Origin of the sequence: Thomasclavelia sp., assembly GCF_017889095.1 — a bacterium.
In the GTDB taxonomy this organism is placed as follows: Bacteria; Bacillota_I; Bacilli_A; order Erysipelotrichales; family Coprobacillaceae; genus Thomasclavelia.
The window spans coordinates 15,173-32,040 of record NZ_JAGHEW010000242.1 but is presented as its reverse complement, the minus strand read 5'-3'; the positions used below and the strand labels follow the sequence as shown (position 1 = coordinate 32,040).

The following is a 16,868-nucleotide window of genomic DNA, read 5'->3' as shown; positions in this document are numbered from 1 at the left end:
GTTATAAATTGTTAGAGGGGTATAAAATGAAAAAAATATTAATTGTTGCTACAGTGCAAAGTCATGTGGCTCAGTTTCATTTACCAATTATAGAAATACTAAAAAAACAAGGTTATGAAATTCATGTGGCTGGAAGGAATAATTTGGCTATTAAATCAGGTTTGGAATTAAATCAAGTTGATAAAATATATGATATTCCATTCAAAAGAACACCATTTTCTATGAAAAATATAGAAGCATATAAAAAATTAAAAGAAGTAATTGATAATAACAATTATGATATTATTCAATGCAACACACCTGTTGGAGGAATAATAACAAGGTTGGCTGCAATAAATACTAGAAAAAAAGGAACTAAAGTAATATATACTGCTCATGGTTTTCATTTTTATAAAGGTGCTCCATTAAAAAATTGGATATTGTATTATCCGTTAGAAAAAGCTTTTTCCTATTTTACAGATTTATTAATTACTATTAATTTTGAAGACTATTATTTTGCAAAAAAAAAATTTAAATGTCAAGTAGAACATATTTTTGGAGTTGGAGTATCAAGTAAAAAATTTTATGTACATGATGAAAATGATGTAGAAATAAAAAAATATATTGATAAACTTGGTATTTCAAATAACGATTTTTGTATTATTTGCATAGGGGAATTGAATGAAAATAAAAGCCAAATTACATTGATATATGCAATACATAAAATAATAAACGAATGTCCAAATATAAAATTATTATTAGCTGGGAACGGGCCTAAAGAAGAAGAACTAAAAAAATTAGTTTATAAACTAAATTTAAATAATAATATTATTTTTTTAGGATATACCAGAAAACTAGATAAAATAATCCCGATATGTGAGTGCCTAGTTTCATGTAGTTTGCGAGAGGGATTACCATTAAATATAATTGAAGCTTTATTATGTGGAAAACCTGTGATTGCATCAAAAAATAGAGGGCATGTTGAATTGGTAAAAAATAATGAAAATGGTTATTTATTTGAAAGTAAAAATATTGAGGAATGCTCAAGACTCATAAAGAAAATTTATTTCGATAAAGAAACACGAAATAGATTGGCTAAAAATTCAAGTATAAGTGTAGAAGATTATAAATTGGAAAACGTATTAAAAGATTTACAGCGATTTTATAATACGTTTTAGTCATAAAAGGGGAAATATAGTTTATGATTAGAGTATTACATGTAGTTACATATATGGGGCGTGGTGGTTTGGAAACTATGTTAATGAATTATTATCGCAATATTGATCACACAAAAGTACAATTTGATTTCTTGGTTCATCGCGATTTTGAAGCAGATTATGATAAAGAAATATTAAATTTAGGTGGAAAAATATATCATATTTCTAGATTAAATCCATTTGGTTTTAAATATCATAAAGAATTAAATGATTTTTTTAAAAATCATAAAGAATATAAAATAGTGCACGTTCATCAAGATTGTATGAGTTCTCTTGCATTAAAAGCTGCAAAGAAAAATAGAGTACCAATTAGAATTGCGCATAGTCATAACGCAAATCAAGCGAAAGATATTAAGTATTTAATTAAAAAATTTTACATGAAGAAGACTCCTAAATATGCAACTTCTCTTTTTGCTTGTGGTGAAGATGCGGGTGATTGGATGTTTGATGGTCATAAATATATAATTTTAAATAATGCGATAGATACTAAAAAGTTTGCTTTTGATAAGGAAAAACGCTCTAAAATAAAAAAAAAGTTCAACTTAGATAATGATGAATTGATCATTGGAAATATAGCAAGATTTCATAGACAAAAAAATCATCAATTTTTACTAGATGTTTTTAAAGAAATTTTAAAAATAAAAAATGATGTAAAATTATTACTTGTAGGTGGAGGAAAAGATTTTAATAGTATTGTAGAAAAAGCAAAATTATTAAATATAAACAAAAATATTATTTTTACAGGTGTTAGAGATAATGTTAATGAATTAATGCAAGCTATGGATATATTTGTATTTCCATCAATATATGAGGGTTTACCAGTAACTTTGATTGAGGCACAAGCTAATGGATTACCAATAGTTAAATCTAATAATGTACCTGATCAATGTATTATAACTGATAATGTTTACTCAATGTCATTAGATCAATCACCTCATGAATGGGCAAAGAAAATATTAGATATTGCTAGTAACTTTAAAAGAAAAGATACATCTCAGCAGATTATAGATAATGGTTATGATATTAGAACTAATGCAAAATGGTTAGAAAAGTTTTATTTAGATGAGGTGAATAAAATTGGAAAATAGAATACAACTAACAATTTTTACACCAGCTTACAATAGAGCTCATACATTACCAAGATTATTGGATAGTTTAATAAAACAAAAAAATAAAAATTTTGTTTGGTTGATTGTTGATGATGGTTCTACTGATAATACTAAAGATTTAGTAACTCAGTGGTTAAATAAAGATTTTGGTTTTAAAATCAAATATATTTATAAAGAAAATGGTGGCATGCATACAGCACACAATGTAGCATATAAAAATATTGATACTGAATTAAATATATGCATTGATTCTGATGATTGTCTAGCAGATGATGCAGTAAATAAGATATTAGATTTTTGGAATAAAAACAAAAATGAAAAATATGCTGGGATTATTGGTTTAGATGCGGATTTAAATGGAAAATTAATAGGCAATGATTTAGGAGATATAAAAGAAACAACCTTATCAGGATATTATAGTAGTGGGGGATATGGTGATAAAAAATTAGTTTATCGTACTAATATTATAAATAAATATCCAGAATATCCTGTATTTGAAGGAGAAAAATATTTTGGTTTAAATTATAAATATATTCTTATAGATCAAGATTATAAATTATTAGCATTAAATGATGTATTATGTAATGTTGAATATCAAGAAGATGGTTCATCTAATAATATGTGGAAACAATATTATAATAATCCAAATGGTTTTGCATATTTACGAAAGTTTTACATGCAATATAACACTTCTTTAAAAAGAAACATAATGGATAATATCCATTATGTTTCTAGTTCCTTATTAGCAAAGAATAAATATTTTATTAGAGAATCACCTAAGAAGTTTTTAACAGTATTGTGTATATTTTTTGGGGTTGTATTAAAGAATATTACTATTAGGAGAGGAAGTAATGGATAAAGTTAGTGTTGTAGTTCCTGTTTTTAATAAAGAAAAGGAATTAAAAAGATGCCTAAATTCAATAGTTAAACAGACCTATAATAATATTGAAATAATTATTGTAGATGATGGGTCTACTGATAACAGTTATAAAATATATACAGAATTTGCAAATAAAGATAAGCGAATTAGAATTGTAAAAAAGAAAATGAAGGCGTTGATATTGCCAGACATATTGGAATAGAAAAAGCGGGGGGGGAGGGTACATAACTTTTGTTGATAGTGATGATTATTTAGATAAAAATGCAATTAAATTGTTATTAGATGCTTTGCTGAAAAATAATGCTGATGTTAATTTTGGAACTTTTACAAGAGTATTAGGTAAACATGGATTTATAAAGAAAAGATATGCAACGATATTTATGATAATAAAATAATTTTTAATAGAGAGTTAATAGATGAACATTTAAAATCATTTTGCGGATGGGGTAATTTTCCTGTTAATATGTGGGGAAAATTATATAACATAGATTTAGTAAAAAATGTGCCAATTACAAAATTGATATATGGAGAAGATTTATGTTTTAATTTACATGTTCTTCTAAAGACAAATAAAATAGTTTCAATACCAGAAAATGTTTATTTCTATGTTTATGGTGGAGTTACAACTAATCTTAATGATAACAGAATATTTGAAGACGCAATAAAGCAATATAATTATAAAATATCTGAATTTATAAAATATAAAAAATTAAACTTTGCAGAATGGCAAATATTGAGTTATGTAATTATTTTTTAGGATATGTAGATGATGTTATTATGAAATATTCACAAAAAGTCGAAAAAAGATAAAATTTTGTATTACATTTTTAATTTTGATCTACAAAAAGCATGTAATGGAGTTTCTTTTGATTGGTTTAATAACGAACAAAAATACAAGATGATAAAAACAAAAGATATTAATGCTTTATATAACGAACGAAAAAAATATGCATGTATAAAACAAATAAAAAAGCAATTATTGAAATTATTAGAAAATATTTTGTAAATATAGTAATATATCACTAATAATTTATTATTGTATGGTGCTTATAATGATAAAATTGAATTTTCTCATTTTCTAATAAAGGGGATAATAAGAATGAAAAAAGTGATTATTTTTTTACACGCAATGGAAATTGGTGGTGCTGAACGTGCTTTATTAGGATTACTTGATAGTTTTGACTATTCAAAGTATCAGGTAGATCTTTTTTTATGCCATCATCAAGGGGAACTGTTCGATTCAATACCATCGAACGTAAATATTTTACAAGAAAATCAAGCAAAATATTTAGCAGTTCCAATGATTGATCTTATCAAAGAAAAACAATTTAAAATGTTATTTGGAAGATTGAAAGCTAAAATATTTGCAAAAAGCGCTATAAAAAGAAAAAAATTAAAAAAAGATAATCAGGTAGAGCTTACCTATAGTCATCGATATACATATAAGTATATTGATTTTATAAATAAAGATATTAATTATGATTTGGCTATTAGTTTCTTAACACCACATTACATTTGTTTATATAAATGTAATGCAAAAAAGAAAATAGCTTGGATTCATACTGATTATTCAACAATAGATATAGACATAGAAGTAGAGAAAAAGATGTGGAATAGTTTTGATAAAATAATTTCTATTTCTGATCAATGTACTAAAGCTTTTTTAACTAAGATGCCGGGATTATCAAATAAAGTTATTAGAATAGATAATATAATTACTAAGGGTATGATTTTAAGTCAAGCTGATAAAGATGTAGCCTTGGAAATGGTCAAAAAAGGTGATGATATAATTTTATGTTCTATAGGAAGATTTTCATATGCTAAAAATTTTGATAATATATCAGAAATTTGTAAAAAAATCATTGATTATGGAATTAATATAAAATGGTATATTATTGGTTTTGGAAGTGATGAAGAATTAATCAAAGAAAAAATAGAAGAACATGCTATGAAAGAGCATGTTTTTATTTTAGGAAAAAAGCAAAATCCATATCCATATATAAAAGCATGTGATTTTTATGTACAGCCTTCTCGTTATGAAGGGAAAGCGGTAACTGTTAGAGAAGCACAGATATTATGCAAACCAGTTATTATAACCAGATTCCCTACTTCTTCAAGTCAATTAACAGATGGGTATGATGGGATAATTGTTGATATGGATAATGATGGATGTGCTAAGGGAATTGTAGATTTTCTTAACAATAAAGATCTACAGAAAAAAATTATTAATAATTTAAAAAACAGTGATTATAGTAATTCTAATGAAATAGAAAAAATATATAAATTAATGGGTTAATGATATGAAAAAAATAAGAATTATACATTGTTTAGGAAGATTAAATGCTGGTGGGGCAGAAACATTAGTGATGAATATATTTAGAAAAATTGATAGAAAAAAATATAATTTTGATTTTTTAGTATTTAGTGATACCCATGGTTTTTATGATGATGAAGTCAAACACTTAGGAGGTAATATTTTTTATACCCCTAGTATATCAAAAGTTGGAATTTTAAAATACATAAAATATTTGATTGATTTTTTTAGAGAAAATTCACCTGATGTGGTTCATTCTCATATGGATTGGCAAGGAGGATTTATTGCGTATGCAGCATCCAAGGCAGGAATAAAAAAAATTATAGTTCATTCACATGCTAATCAAAAGATGTTTGAGTCAAATTTTATTTATCATTTTTTGATTGAAATAAATAAAAGATTAATTCATAAATATGCGACTGATTGTTTGGCTTGTTCAAATATTGCAGGCAAATCATTATTTAAAAATGACTTTACTCTATTATTTAACGGAATAGATACAAATAGATTTATTAAACCAAATGAAAAGATAATTGGTGATTTGAAAAAAGAGTTCAATATAAAAGAAGATGAAGTAATTCTTGGAAGTGTGGGGAGTTTATCTGAGAATAAAAATCACACATTTTTAATTGATATATTGCATGGATTACAAAAATACAGTAACAAATATCGATTAATTATTGTTGGGGATGGAGTGGAAAAGGAAAATCTAAAGAATAAAATTAATAACTATGGTTTAAAAGATTATGTATATTTTGCAGGAATTAGAAAAGAAATACCAGAAATAATGAGTACATTTGATATTTTTCTATTACCATCTAAAATGGAAGGATTAGGAATTGTTGCTATTGAAGCTCAAGCAAGCGGTTTATATTGTATTGTATCAAGTACTGTCCCTAAAGATATAGCTATAGATGATGATCATGTTGATTTTTGTCCTTTGGATAACAAAAAATGGATTGATAAAATTATTGCATTTAAAAATAAGAAAAGAGTTGATTCTAATAAAATTATTTCTTCTTTTGATATTAGTAAAACAGTAGAAAAATTAGAAAGGATATATGATGGAAACGGAAAATAATACATATAAAAAAATAAGTGTAATAGTGCCGATTTATAATGCTGAAAAATATTTGTTTACTTGTTTAAATAGCATTGTCAATCAAAGTTATTCTAATTTAGAAATTATACTTATTGATGATGGTTCAATAGATAATAGCTTAAATATATGTAATGAGTTTGCTGCAAAAGATAAAAGGATTAAAGTTATTCACAAGGATAATCAAGGTGTTTCGGCTGCAAGAAATGATGGAATTGAATATAGTAGTGGATATTATATAGCTTTTGTTGATAGTGATGATTATTTAGAATTAGACATGTATGAAAGAATGATGAAAATAAATAATCAATATGATTGTGATATTGTTATGTGTGATTGTTATAAGGAAAATAATGAGAAAAAAGAGATATTTACTCATAGCATAAGAGAAGGATTTTATAATCATGATATGTTAGTAAAAGAATATTTTCCAACATTATTAATGACAAACTCTGTTGATTATCCACCAACAATATCTAATTGGGTATGCCTATTTAAACGAAAAGTGATTATAAAACATAAAATACGATATAAGGCAGGTATGAGATTTTCAGAGGATTTATTATTTGGATCACAATTTATGTATTATGCAAATAGTTTTTATTATATGAAAAATCAATGTTTATATCATTATGTATTGAATGAAAATTCTGTTACTCATACGTATTATAAGGATAAATGGAAAATTATGAAACAATTATATTTAGCAATAGATGATTTTTTTAGAAAAGTCACCGAGTATGATTTTCAAAGGGAAATTGATTTAAGTCTATTATATATTGTATATCATTGTATTGGTAATATTAAAAATTCATTAGAAGATCGTAAAATCAAAAAATGTGAATCTATGAATATATTGAATGATAAGTATGTAAAAGACATGTTTAAAAGAATTAAAATTAATTCATTAGATATTAATTGGAAATTGAAAGTAATTACCTACATTTATAAATATAGATTGTATTTTTTGATTAGAATTATATGAAGAAGAAAATATTATTTGTTAATGGACATTTAAATGTAGGTGGTGTAGAAAAATCATTAATTGATATTTTAAAAAATATCAATTATGACATATATGATATAGATTTGGTTTTGTTTGAAGATTTAGGTGATTATATTAATGAACTACCAGATAAAGTTAATTTGAAATTTATGGATATAACAAATACTTATGGCCCAACTATCAAATGTTTAAAAAAATCATTAAAGAATAAAGATTGTTTTTCTTTTTGGTTAAAAATCATATTATTTTTAACTAATAAATTCAACCAAAAATTTTTATTTTTTGCAAAATTCTTGTTTAAGTTTAAAACTAAATATGATTGTGCAATTGCTTTTAGAGTCGGTTTCTGTGCCGAAGTAGTAGCACATTGTGTAAATGCTAATCAAAAATATGTTTGGTGGCATCATGGCGAATGCAATTACAACAATAATGAAAGATATAAGATGGCAAATATTTTTAATTATTTTGATCAGGTTGTAGCAGTTTCAAATGGTTGTAAAGAAATGATAGAGAATTATTTTGGTAATTTGAATAATAAAGTTATTGTAATCCCTAATATGATTGATACTGATGAAATTAATAAAAAGGCTATTTTTTTTAATCCGTATGAGAATGAAAATTTTAATATTGTTACCGTTGGAAGATTATCACCAGAAAAAAATATTATATGTATTGTAGAGATTGTAAAAGAATTAATTAAAAGTGGATTCTATGATTTTAGATGGCATATTGTTGGGAATGGATCAGAATTTGAGAAAATAAAAATAGAAATTGAAAAAAATAAGCTTAATAACCATATCATATTAAAAGGAGAAAAAAATAATCCTTATCCATATATAAAAAATGCGGATATTATGGTACATCCATCATTAGTTGAATCACAGTGTTTAACAGTACTGGAAGCATTAGCTCTATCAAAACCGTGTATAGTATCAGAATCTATAGGCCCAAAAGAATTTATTTTAAATGGTATAAATGGTATTTTGACTAGTCATAGTCCTAAAGACATTGCCTACGAAATTATAAATCTAATTAACAATGAAGAATTATACAACAAAATAGAGTTGAATGCTTTAAAGACAATTGAAAGTAAATATTCAGTAAAAAACATAATAGGAAAAATAGAAAATTTATTAGCTAACGGGGGAATTAATATATGTCAAAAATAGTATTATACTCGCATGGTGGTAGTGGTAATCATGGTTGTGAAGCTATAGTAAGAGGTACATATAAAATCTTAAATGGAAAAATTGATGAATTATATTCTTATCGACCTGAAGAAGATAAAAAGTTTGGATTAGATAAGATTATAGATGTTAAGGAGCATAAATCATCTTATTCTCGTTTTTCTTTAAAAAGATTAAAAGCATCATTATTAATTAGGTTATTCAATAATGACAAATATGCAGAAAAGATAACTTATGATGCGTTGTTTAACAATGTTGAAAAAGGTGACATAGCTTTGTCAATAGGTGGTGATAATTATTGTTATTCGAGTTATAAAGAACATGCAATATTAAATGAATATCTAAATAAAATTGGAGTAAAGACAGTATTATGGGAATGTTCGGTTGAGCCAGCATTAATTGATGAAGAAATGGAAAAAGATTTAAAAAAATATAGTTTAATAATTGCTAGGGAAAGTATATCTTATAATGCTTTAAAAAAAGTGAATAAAAATACAAAATTATTTCCTGATCCGGCATTTATCATGGAAAAGGAGAAGATAGAAATTTTCGAAGACTTTTTTTGTGATAATGTTGTTGGTATTAATATTAGTCCTGTAATTATAGAGTATGCTAAAAATAATAATATTGTAGTTAATAATTTTTGTAATTTAATAGATTATATAATTGAAAATACGGATTATAAAATTGCTTTAATACCCCATGTTTCATGGGATTTTACTAATGACAGTACAGTACTTACAAATATACAGGAAAAATATGAAAATAATTCTAGAATTATATTGATTCCTGAAATGAATGCAAAACAATTTAAATATCTAATAGGTAAGTGTACATTATTCATTGGTGCACGTACTCATGCAACAATAGCTGCTTATTCATCATCAGTGCCAACTCTAGTTTTAGGATATTCGGTTAAAGCAAAAGGAATAGCAAAAGATTTATTTGGAAGTTATGAAAATTATGTTATATCAACACAAGATTTGAAAGAAACAGATGAATTAAAAAAAGCTTTTATTTGGTTAAATTCAAATAAAGATAAAATTAGAATACATTTAAATAGCTTTTTACCACAATATTTAAAGAAAACAAAAAAACTTTATAAAGAAATAGAAGAACTAAGAAAGGATTAAAAATGTTTATTAGAAAGAAAGAGAAGAAAAATATAGTTGAATCATTACGAGATAGGGGAGTGAAAATAGGCAATAATGTAGATATTATAAATTCAAACATTGATTATTGTCATGGCTTTTTAATCTCAATAGGAAATAATGTTACAATAACTAATGCTACTATTTTAGGTCACGATGCTAGTACAAAAAAGTTTATAGGTTATACAAAAGTTGGACGTGTTGATATAGGAAATGATGTATTTATTGGTTTTGGTGCAATAGTCTTACCAAATACTAAAATTGGCAACAAAGTTATAGTAGGAGCTGGAACTGTTGTAGCAAAAGATGTTCCTGAAAATGTTGTTATTATTGGAAATCCATGGAGAATTATTTGTACATTTGATGAATATATTCAAAAACATCAAAGTAGTTTAAATAAAAAACCTACTTATAATACAATATGGAATAAAAAAACTGATGATGAAAAAAAACAAATGTTTTTAGAATTGGAAAATACAATGGGATATGATTTATAAGACTATGATTACAATAGAAAACAAAGAGAAATGTTCTGGATGTGAAGCTTGTAAAAATATTTGTCCCCAAAACTGTATAAAAATGATAGAAGATGAATATGGATTTAGGTATCCTTACGTTGATATAAAAAAATGTATAGATTGTCATTTATGCAAAAAAGTTTGCCCAATAAATAATTTAGGTGAAAAAAAAGGATTTAATCCTGATATATATGCAGTTCAAAATAATAATATAGATATAAGAAAAAAGAGTTCTTCTGGTGGAGCCTTTTCGCTTATAACGAAAATAATTTTTGATCATAGTGGTATTGTTTATGGAGCATGGATGAATAAAAATTTAGAAGTAGAACATATTTCAATTGATAATGAAAAACAGATGCCTTTAATAAGAGGATCTAAATATCTACAAAGCCATATAAATTATACATTTAGAAAAATAAAAGAAGAATTAGACGATGGTAGAATTGTTCTCTTTTCAGGTACTGGTTGCCAAATTGCTGGATTAAAAAAATATTTAGGAAAAGACTATAAAAATTTTTTAGCAGTTGAAATAGTTTGTCATGGGGTTCCTAGTGAATTGATTTTTAGAAAATATATAGCAAGTGTGGAACAAAAATATAATGCGAAAGTTGAGTATGTTGATTTTCGAGATAAAAAAGATGGATGGGCAAATTACGATATTACTTTATATTTTGATAATAGCTTTATTGAGAGTCAAAAAGCATTTAAAAATGATTTTATGAGAGGATATATTAATAACCTATATTTAAGACCTTCATGTAAAAGTTGTCAGTTTAAATGCATGAGTAGTGGTAGTGATATTTTATTAGGAGATTTTTGGGGAGCTAATGAATTAGGTGATATGTGGGCTGATAATAAGGGTACATCACTTATCTTTATTAATACAGATAAAGGAAAAAAGATACTTTCATTATTATCAAATCATGGGACTTTTTTTAAAACTAATTTAGAAATTGCAACTAAATTTAATCCATGCATTATTAAACCGGTTGAAAAAAGTTTAGACATCTATGATGAACTAGAAAGTAATACACTACATGATATTATTGAAAAGTATCAAACTAAACAAAATAAAGTAACTGTTTTTATAAGAGTAAAAAATAAATTAAAAAGGGTAAAAAAGTTATGGAAAATAAAAATCAATTAAAAATAGGTGTGATTTTATCATATATCAATCTTTTCCTTGGAAGTATAATTCCATTAATATATACCCCTATTATGCTTCGTTTATTAGGTCAAGCAGAATATGGATTATATAGTATTGCTAATTCTGTTATTGGTTATCTATCGTTATTAAGCTTTGGTATGGGTAGTACAATTGTACGATATATTACTAAATATAGAGTTGAAAAAAATAAAGAAAAAGAAGAAGGAATAATTGGGTTATTTCTTATTATATATGTATTTATTGCTTTGCTTGTATTAGTAGGCGGTTTTTTTCTTTCAAATAATGTAAATGTAATATTTCATAAAGGATTGACTAACGAAGAAATAAGTAAGATCAAGATATTAATTTATATATTATCTTTTAATACTGCAATTTCTTTTCCAATTAGTGTTTTCTCATCTATTACTATAGCTCATGAAAAATATCTATTTAGAAAACTTGTAGATATGTTAAGTACAATAGCAGTACCTATTTCAAATATCATTGTTTTGTATATTGGTTTTGGTTCAGTAGGTATGTCTTTAGTAGGTACAATGTTACAATTCATTATGTTGCCTATTAATGCAGCATATTGCTTAAAAAAATTAAATATTAAACCAAATTTAAAAAATATTCCTTTTTTTATGTTGAAAGAAATATTTTATTTTTCAGCATTTGTGTTTTTAGGAACAGTTGTAGATATGTTATTTTGGTCAACTGATAAAGTTATCTTAGGAGCATTAGTAGGTACTGCTGCAACTGCTATATATAATGTGGGCGGTACTTTTAGTACAATGATACAAAATTTATCATCTGGCATTAGTAGTGTTCTTATCCCGAAAATTACTGGAATGGTTATTAAAGAAGAAAACAAAAAAATTTGGAGTGATTTATTTATAAAAATAGGTAGATTACAATTTTATATAATTGCTTTGGTATTATCAGGTTTTATTGTTTTTGGACAACAGTTTGTGTTGTTTATTGCAGGAAAAGGATATGAAGAATCGTATGTAATTGCATTATTAACAATGATACCATTAAGTATTCCTCTTATACAAAATACAGGATTAAATATCGTGATTGCTCAAAATAAGCATCAATTTCGTTCAATCGTTTACTTAATCATTGCAATAATAAATGCTATTAGTACATATTTAATTGTACCTTATTATGGTGGAATTGGAGCCGCTTTGTGTTCATGTATTGCTTATTTTATTGGACAAGGGATTATCATGAATATTTATTATTATAAAATAACAGGATTGGATATTATATTATTTTGGAAAAATATTTTCAAAATTGCAATCATTCCTATAGTTATGATTATAATTTCTTTTTTTGTCTTACAATTTTATAGTATTAATACGATAATTTCTTTTTTTATTGGTGTAATTATTTATACTGCTATTTATATTTTATGTATGTGGTTTTTTGAAATGAATGAATATGAAAAGGAATTATTTTTAAAACCAATTTTAAAAATAAAAAATATTTTATGGAAAATAAACAATGAAAAAAATGATTTTTAAAATAATTCTAATTATAACTATTTGTCTATGTATGATCATAGGCTATTTTTTGTATATTTCATATTATCAAGTTGATATTACAACTTATGAAATATCAAGTTCAAAAATAAATAGTGATGTCAATATTGTCATGATAGCTGATGTTCATGATCATCATTGTAAGATCAAGGATAAAATAATTGATCAGATTGATAAATTAAATCCAGATATTATTTTATGTGTTGGAGATATTATTGATAATGAAGCTAATGATGATGGAAGTACGTTAGCTTTTTTAAGTTCATTAACGAAGATTAGTGATGTTTATATGAGTTTAGGAAATCATGAATTCGAATATAGTGAAAGTGATGAATTAATAAGTAATATTAAAGACATCGGAGTTGTTTTATTAGATAAAGAATATGTAGATATCAAGATCAATGATAACTTGATTAGAATAGGCGGTATGTATGATTATGCCTTTAGTCAAGATAGTGGTGATATTGATCAAAAAACAATGAAAAAAGATGTTTATAGTTTTTTAAATCAAATGAAACAAACAACATCATTTCAACTAATGATGGCTCATCGTCCTGATAGTTTTATTTTTGGTAAAGCATATAAATGGGACTTTGATTTAGTTGTCAGTGGACATTATCATGGAGGACAGGTAATTCTACCATTTATTGGTGGTTTGTATGCACCAGAATTAGGCTGGTTTCCAGAGGTGGATTACGGTCATTATAAATTAAAAGATATGGATTTAATTGTAACTAGAGGGATCAGCAGTAGTGATGAAAAATTGCCTCGATTAAATAATCCCCCAGAAATAGTTTCAATTAGATTAAAAGAGGAATAAGTATGAATGAAGAATTAATTACGTTATTAAAAGATGCCAGATTGAATCAAATCTCTAAGATAAAAACTAATTTAGATTATCCTAAATTATATAACTTAGCCAATCAGCATCAAATCACAGCTTTAATATATAACCAAATATACACTTTTCCAGGCATTCCTGAAGATCTAAAACAAATTTGGAAAAGAGAAACATTTAAAATCAATGCCTTTCAAACTAGAAAAACGATTAAAATGCTTCAAGTATATCAACAATTTATCAACAATAATCTAAAAGTATTGATCGTTAAAGGATTGATTTGTCGTTATCTCTATCCAATTCCTGATAATCGTCCTTCTAATGATGAAGATCTATATATCCAAACAAAAGATTTCTTAAAAGTCAAAGAAATCTTTTTAAGCAACAACTTTCAAATAATCAATGAAACTAGTGATGTTACTACTTTTGTTGATTATGAATCAGGTTTATCAATTGAGCTGCATACAGCTCTTTTTTCATTAGATTCTAAATCGTATGGTAATTATCAACAATTATTCACTGATGCATTTACTAATTGCATAACTCATCAAATAGAAAACATGCAAGTGTATTCATTAGAATATAGTAAACATTTATTATTTTTGATCTTACATTTTGCTAAACACTTCTTTCATGGTGGAGTAGGGATTAGACAAGTAGTTGATATTATCATGTATAGTGAAAAATACGAGGATAAGATAGATTGGGATTATTTGTATCAGGTGTTAAAAGATCTAAATTTATATCCATTGATCATGAATTTATTTGCTTTAGCTCATGATTATTTAGAATTTGATTATCAAATTCCTGATGATGTTGAAATTGATTATCAGGATTTATTTAATGATATCATGGATGCTGGTATTTTTGGTCAAAGCAGCAGTGAACGAATTCATTCAGCCACAATTACTTTAAATACGCTAGAAGATGGCAAGGTTTCTGTTGTTAAAAGTATTTTTCCATCATTAAAAGAAATGCAAGCTAAATATGATTATTTAAACAAATATCCGATTTTATTACCAATAGCTTATTTATCAAGAATTATCAAATATAAACAAAATCACTCATCAAAAGATGGACAAAAAACAATTGAGATTGGTAAACAAAGAATTGAATTATTAAAAAAATATAAAGTTATCAAATAGGAGGCCTATATGTATCAAATTGGTGATTTTATTTTTACGATTACTGGAATCAGTGAAAAACTAATTCCAGAAAACCTACAAAAATTCAAAACAAAGCAAACACCACAATATCATTATCACATTGATATTGTCGATGAAATAAACATTCTTGAAGATAACTTTATCGTAAACCGTCAAACAATCAAAATCAATCAAAACAACGGTTTAGAAATAAGATATTTAGCTTTTCCTCAAGACTTAAATATTTACGCTAGAATGCAGGAAATAAGTCCAAATCAAGCAACAATAATCTTTAAACAAGAATATCTTTCAATGCTTAAATACGATACTGTATTTAATTCCTTACTGGCATTAGAAAGAAGAATGAATAACTTTAATAGCTATGTTTTACATAGCTCATATATTGTCTATCAAAATCAGGCCATTTTATTTAGTGCGCCTAGTGGTACGGGTAAAAGTACCCAGGCAGATTTATGGAAAAAATATCGTAATATTGAAATAATCAATGGCGATCGTACTTTATTGACACTAAAGGATGATTGCTTTTTTGCTAACGGATGGCCTGTTTGTGGTTCATCAGAAATTTGTTTTAATCAAACTTATCCCATTAAAGCAATTGTTTTATTGCAACAAGGGAAACAAAATCAAATAAGCCAGTTATCATATATTGAAAAAACCAAACGATTATTAAAAGAAATAACGATCAATTATCACAATCAAGAATACTTAGATAATGCCTTAGTATTTATTGAACAACTAATCAAAAAGATACCCATCATCAATCTAAGCTGTACCATCAGTAAAGAAGCCGTAGAATGCTTAGATGATTATTTAAAGGAGGTGGTATCGATAAATATTTAGGCAACACATTTTTAAGGAGGTATTTATGGGAAAATAACTATCTCCTAGAAAACATCATGAAAGGAGATAATTATGGAAAATGAATTAAAATTCATCGCTCGAAAAGGCTTTGTCGTTCGTGAAATAGCCGGTGAATATATGCTAGTTCCCATGGATACTGGAACAATTCGTTTATCAGATGATACAACTCTTCCAGAATTTAATGGAATCATCGAATTAAACGAATTAGGATTATTTCTTTTTAACACTCTATCCTCACCCCAAACATTCAATCAATTAGTTGAAGCAGTTAAAAAAGAATATGACACATCAAATCAAGATATAACTGCTGATATTAATGAATTTTTAGATAGAGGGTTAAAGAATCAGGTTATTTTTATATCAACAGAAAGGAATGAAAAAGGGAAATGAAAAGTTATCTAAAACCAGTTTTTAACGTAGAACACTTTACAGCTAATGAATATGTAGCTGCTTGCGGTGATAGTGGTGTTGTCTACAAGTTCAAATGTGATGCCGGTAATGGGGTTTACGGTTCTGTTTATCAAGAAACAAACAAAAAACCTGGTCTTCAAACTGGCCGGGGAGGTGACACTCTACTTGTTGATTATAGTCAAGGATGGTTTGGAAGTGAAAGAGGATTTTACGCTTGTGACAAAACTCATGAAGCAGAATCTGATAATGAATTTGTAAATGGTTATTATTGTGCTAAAGGTAATACTAGTAATCCAGTAGATGTAATAGTATGGAAAGAACCACGGGGATGGTTTTCTCCAAATATTCACTGTACTACTAATCTAGATATGAGTACCTGGGAAACTGCAAAATCGTAAACTAATAGGCTTGGAGGGAAACCTCCAGCCTTTTTAAAAG

19 protein-coding genes are annotated in these 16,868 nt (G+C 26.0%); all 19 read left to right on the top strand.

The features are described from left to right. Positions 1-26 precede the first annotated feature (26 nt). The 19 genes from J7M77_RS10715 (at position 27) to J7M77_RS10630 (ending at position 16,828) form a co-directional block, all read left to right on the top strand. Positions 27-1,157, top strand: coding sequence for a glycosyltransferase family 4 protein (locus J7M77_RS10715; RefSeq protein WP_296878377.1), 1,131 nt, complete (start codon positions 27-29; stop codon positions 1,155-1,157). A gap of 23 nt (positions 1,158-1,180) precedes the next feature. Next, positions 1,181-2,284 carry a glycosyltransferase family 1 protein gene (locus J7M77_RS10710; RefSeq protein WP_296878376.1) on the top strand — a complete coding sequence of 368 codons (1,104 nt, stop codon included), beginning with the start codon at positions 1,181-1,183 and terminating at the stop codon, positions 2,282-2,284. Next, the gene (locus J7M77_RS10705; protein WP_296878375.1) at positions 2,274-3,164 is read left to right on the top strand and encodes a glycosyltransferase family A protein; all 891 of its coding nucleotides are present in this window, start codon (positions 2,274-2,276) and stop codon (positions 3,162-3,164) included. Before J7M77_RS10710 ends, J7M77_RS10705 begins: the two co-directional genes overlap by 11 nt. Further along, on the top strand, positions 3,157-3,387 hold the full coding sequence (locus J7M77_RS10700) for a glycosyltransferase family 2 protein (protein WP_296878374.1): 231 nt from the start codon (positions 3,157-3,159) through the stop codon (positions 3,385-3,387). The genes J7M77_RS10705 and J7M77_RS10700 overlap by 8 nt, the downstream gene beginning before the upstream one ends. 22 nt (positions 3,388-3,409) lie before the next feature. Then, positions 3,410-3,580, top strand: a complete 171-nt coding sequence (locus J7M77_RS16905; protein ID WP_367236987.1) for a glycosyltransferase — start codon at positions 3,410-3,412, stop codon at positions 3,578-3,580. Positions 3,581-3,648: 68 nt separating this feature from the next. Next, positions 3,649-3,942, top strand: coding sequence for a hypothetical protein (locus J7M77_RS10695; protein ID WP_296878371.1), 294 nt, complete (start codon positions 3,649-3,651; stop codon positions 3,940-3,942). A gap of 342 nt (positions 3,943-4,284) precedes the next feature. After that, positions 4,285-5,481 carry a glycosyltransferase gene (locus J7M77_RS10690; RefSeq protein WP_296878369.1) on the top strand — a complete coding sequence of 399 codons (1,197 nt, stop codon included), beginning with the start codon at positions 4,285-4,287 and terminating at the stop codon, positions 5,479-5,481. A gap of 4 nt (positions 5,482-5,485) precedes the next feature. Next, positions 5,486-6,580, top strand: a complete 1,095-nt coding sequence (locus J7M77_RS10685; protein ID WP_296878367.1) for a glycosyltransferase — start codon at positions 5,486-5,488, stop codon at positions 6,578-6,580. Continuing rightward, complete coding sequence (locus J7M77_RS10680) at positions 6,564-7,583, top strand: glycosyltransferase (protein ID WP_296878365.1); 1,020 nt, start codon at positions 6,564-6,566, stop codon at positions 7,581-7,583. Before J7M77_RS10685 ends, J7M77_RS10680 begins: the two co-directional genes overlap by 17 nt. A 110-nt stretch (positions 7,584-7,693) precedes the next feature. Then, positions 7,694-8,773, top strand: coding sequence for a glycosyltransferase (locus J7M77_RS10675; RefSeq protein ID WP_296878363.1), 1,080 nt, complete (start codon positions 7,694-7,696; stop codon positions 8,771-8,773). Beyond that, positions 8,761-9,924, top strand: a complete 1,164-nt coding sequence (locus J7M77_RS10670) for a polysaccharide pyruvyl transferase family protein (protein ID WP_296878361.1) — start codon at positions 8,761-8,763, stop codon at positions 9,922-9,924. Before J7M77_RS10675 ends, J7M77_RS10670 begins: the two co-directional genes overlap by 13 nt. 2 nt (positions 9,925-9,926) lie before the next feature. Continuing rightward, positions 9,927-10,439: an acyltransferase gene (locus J7M77_RS10665; RefSeq protein WP_296878359.1), complete on the top strand. Its 513-nt coding sequence runs from the start codon at positions 9,927-9,929 to the stop codon at positions 10,437-10,439. Positions 10,440-10,443: 4 nt separating this feature from the next. Beyond that, on the top strand, positions 10,444-11,607 hold the full coding sequence (locus J7M77_RS10660; RefSeq protein ID WP_296878357.1) for a Coenzyme F420 hydrogenase/dehydrogenase, beta subunit C-terminal domain: 1,164 nt from the start codon (positions 10,444-10,446) through the stop codon (positions 11,605-11,607). Further along, entirely contained in the window at positions 11,586-13,136 is a 1,551-nt protein-coding gene (locus tag J7M77_RS10655) for an oligosaccharide flippase family protein (protein ID WP_296878355.1), read from the top strand. The genes J7M77_RS10660 and J7M77_RS10655 overlap by 22 nt, the downstream gene beginning before the upstream one ends. Then, complete coding sequence (locus tag J7M77_RS10650; protein ID WP_296878353.1) at positions 13,117-13,974, top strand: metallophosphoesterase; 858 nt, start codon at positions 13,117-13,119, stop codon at positions 13,972-13,974. Before J7M77_RS10655 ends, J7M77_RS10650 begins: the two co-directional genes overlap by 20 nt. 2 nt (positions 13,975-13,976) lie before the next feature. Further along, positions 13,977-15,137 carry a nucleotidyltransferase family protein gene (locus J7M77_RS10645; protein WP_296878351.1) on the top strand — a complete coding sequence of 387 codons (1,161 nt, stop codon included), beginning with the start codon at positions 13,977-13,979 and terminating at the stop codon, positions 15,135-15,137. Positions 15,138-15,146: 9 nt separating this feature from the next. After that, a complete protein-coding gene (locus J7M77_RS10640; protein ID WP_296878349.1) occupies positions 15,147-15,998 on the top strand; it encodes a hypothetical protein in 852 nt (283 codons plus the stop codon). A gap of 72 nt (positions 15,999-16,070) precedes the next feature. After that, on the top strand, positions 16,071-16,409 hold the full coding sequence (locus tag J7M77_RS10635; RefSeq protein WP_296878348.1) for a PqqD family protein: 339 nt from the start codon (positions 16,071-16,073) through the stop codon (positions 16,407-16,409). Next, positions 16,406-16,828 carry a hypothetical protein gene (locus J7M77_RS10630; protein WP_296878347.1) on the top strand — a complete coding sequence of 141 codons (423 nt, stop codon included), beginning with the start codon at positions 16,406-16,408 and terminating at the stop codon, positions 16,826-16,828. The genes J7M77_RS10635 and J7M77_RS10630 overlap by 4 nt, the downstream gene beginning before the upstream one ends. Positions 16,829-16,868: the final 40 nt, after the last annotated feature.

What these genes read in the sequence shown, in the direction of transcription:
- J7M77_RS10715 (WP_296878377.1), top strand. Translation starts at nt 27, where the DNA reads ATGAAAAAAATATTAATTGTTGCTACAGTGCAAAGTCATGTGGCTCAG.
- J7M77_RS10710 (WP_296878376.1), top strand. Translation starts at nt 1,181, where the DNA reads ATGATTAGAGTATTACATGTAGTTACATATATGGGGCGTGGTGGTTTG.
- J7M77_RS10700 (WP_296878374.1), top strand. Translation starts at nt 3,157, where the DNA reads ATGGATAAAGTTAGTGTTGTAGTTCCTGTTTTTAATAAAGAAAAGGAA.
- J7M77_RS10695 (WP_296878371.1), top strand. Translation starts at nt 3,649, where the DNA reads ATGTGGGGAAAATTATATAACATAGATTTAGTAAAAAATGTGCCAATT.
- J7M77_RS10690 (WP_296878369.1), top strand. Translation starts at nt 4,285, where the DNA reads ATGAAAAAAGTGATTATTTTTTTACACGCAATGGAAATTGGTGGTGCT.
- J7M77_RS10685 (WP_296878367.1), top strand. Translation starts at nt 5,486, where the DNA reads ATGAAAAAAATAAGAATTATACATTGTTTAGGAAGATTAAATGCTGGT.
- J7M77_RS10680 (WP_296878365.1), top strand. Translation starts at nt 6,564, where the DNA reads ATGGAAACGGAAAATAATACATATAAAAAAATAAGTGTAATAGTGCCG.
- J7M77_RS10670 (WP_296878361.1), top strand. Translation starts at nt 8,761, where the DNA reads ATGTCAAAAATAGTATTATACTCGCATGGTGGTAGTGGTAATCATGGT.
- J7M77_RS10665 (WP_296878359.1), top strand. Translation starts at nt 9,927, where the DNA reads ATGTTTATTAGAAAGAAAGAGAAGAAAAATATAGTTGAATCATTACGA.
- J7M77_RS10660 (WP_296878357.1), top strand. Translation starts at nt 10,444, where the DNA reads ATGATTACAATAGAAAACAAAGAGAAATGTTCTGGATGTGAAGCTTGT.
- J7M77_RS10655 (WP_296878355.1), top strand. Translation starts at nt 11,586, where the DNA reads ATGGAAAATAAAAATCAATTAAAAATAGGTGTGATTTTATCATATATC.
- J7M77_RS10650 (WP_296878353.1), top strand. Translation starts at nt 13,117, where the DNA reads ATGAAAAAAATGATTTTTAAAATAATTCTAATTATAACTATTTGTCTA.
- J7M77_RS10645 (WP_296878351.1), top strand. Translation starts at nt 13,977, where the DNA reads ATGAATGAAGAATTAATTACGTTATTAAAAGATGCCAGATTGAATCAA.
- J7M77_RS10640 (WP_296878349.1), top strand. Translation starts at nt 15,147, where the DNA reads ATGTATCAAATTGGTGATTTTATTTTTACGATTACTGGAATCAGTGAA.
- J7M77_RS10635 (WP_296878348.1), top strand. Translation starts at nt 16,071, where the DNA reads ATGGAAAATGAATTAAAATTCATCGCTCGAAAAGGCTTTGTCGTTCGT.
- J7M77_RS10630 (WP_296878347.1), top strand. Translation starts at nt 16,406, where the DNA reads ATGAAAAGTTATCTAAAACCAGTTTTTAACGTAGAACACTTTACAGCT.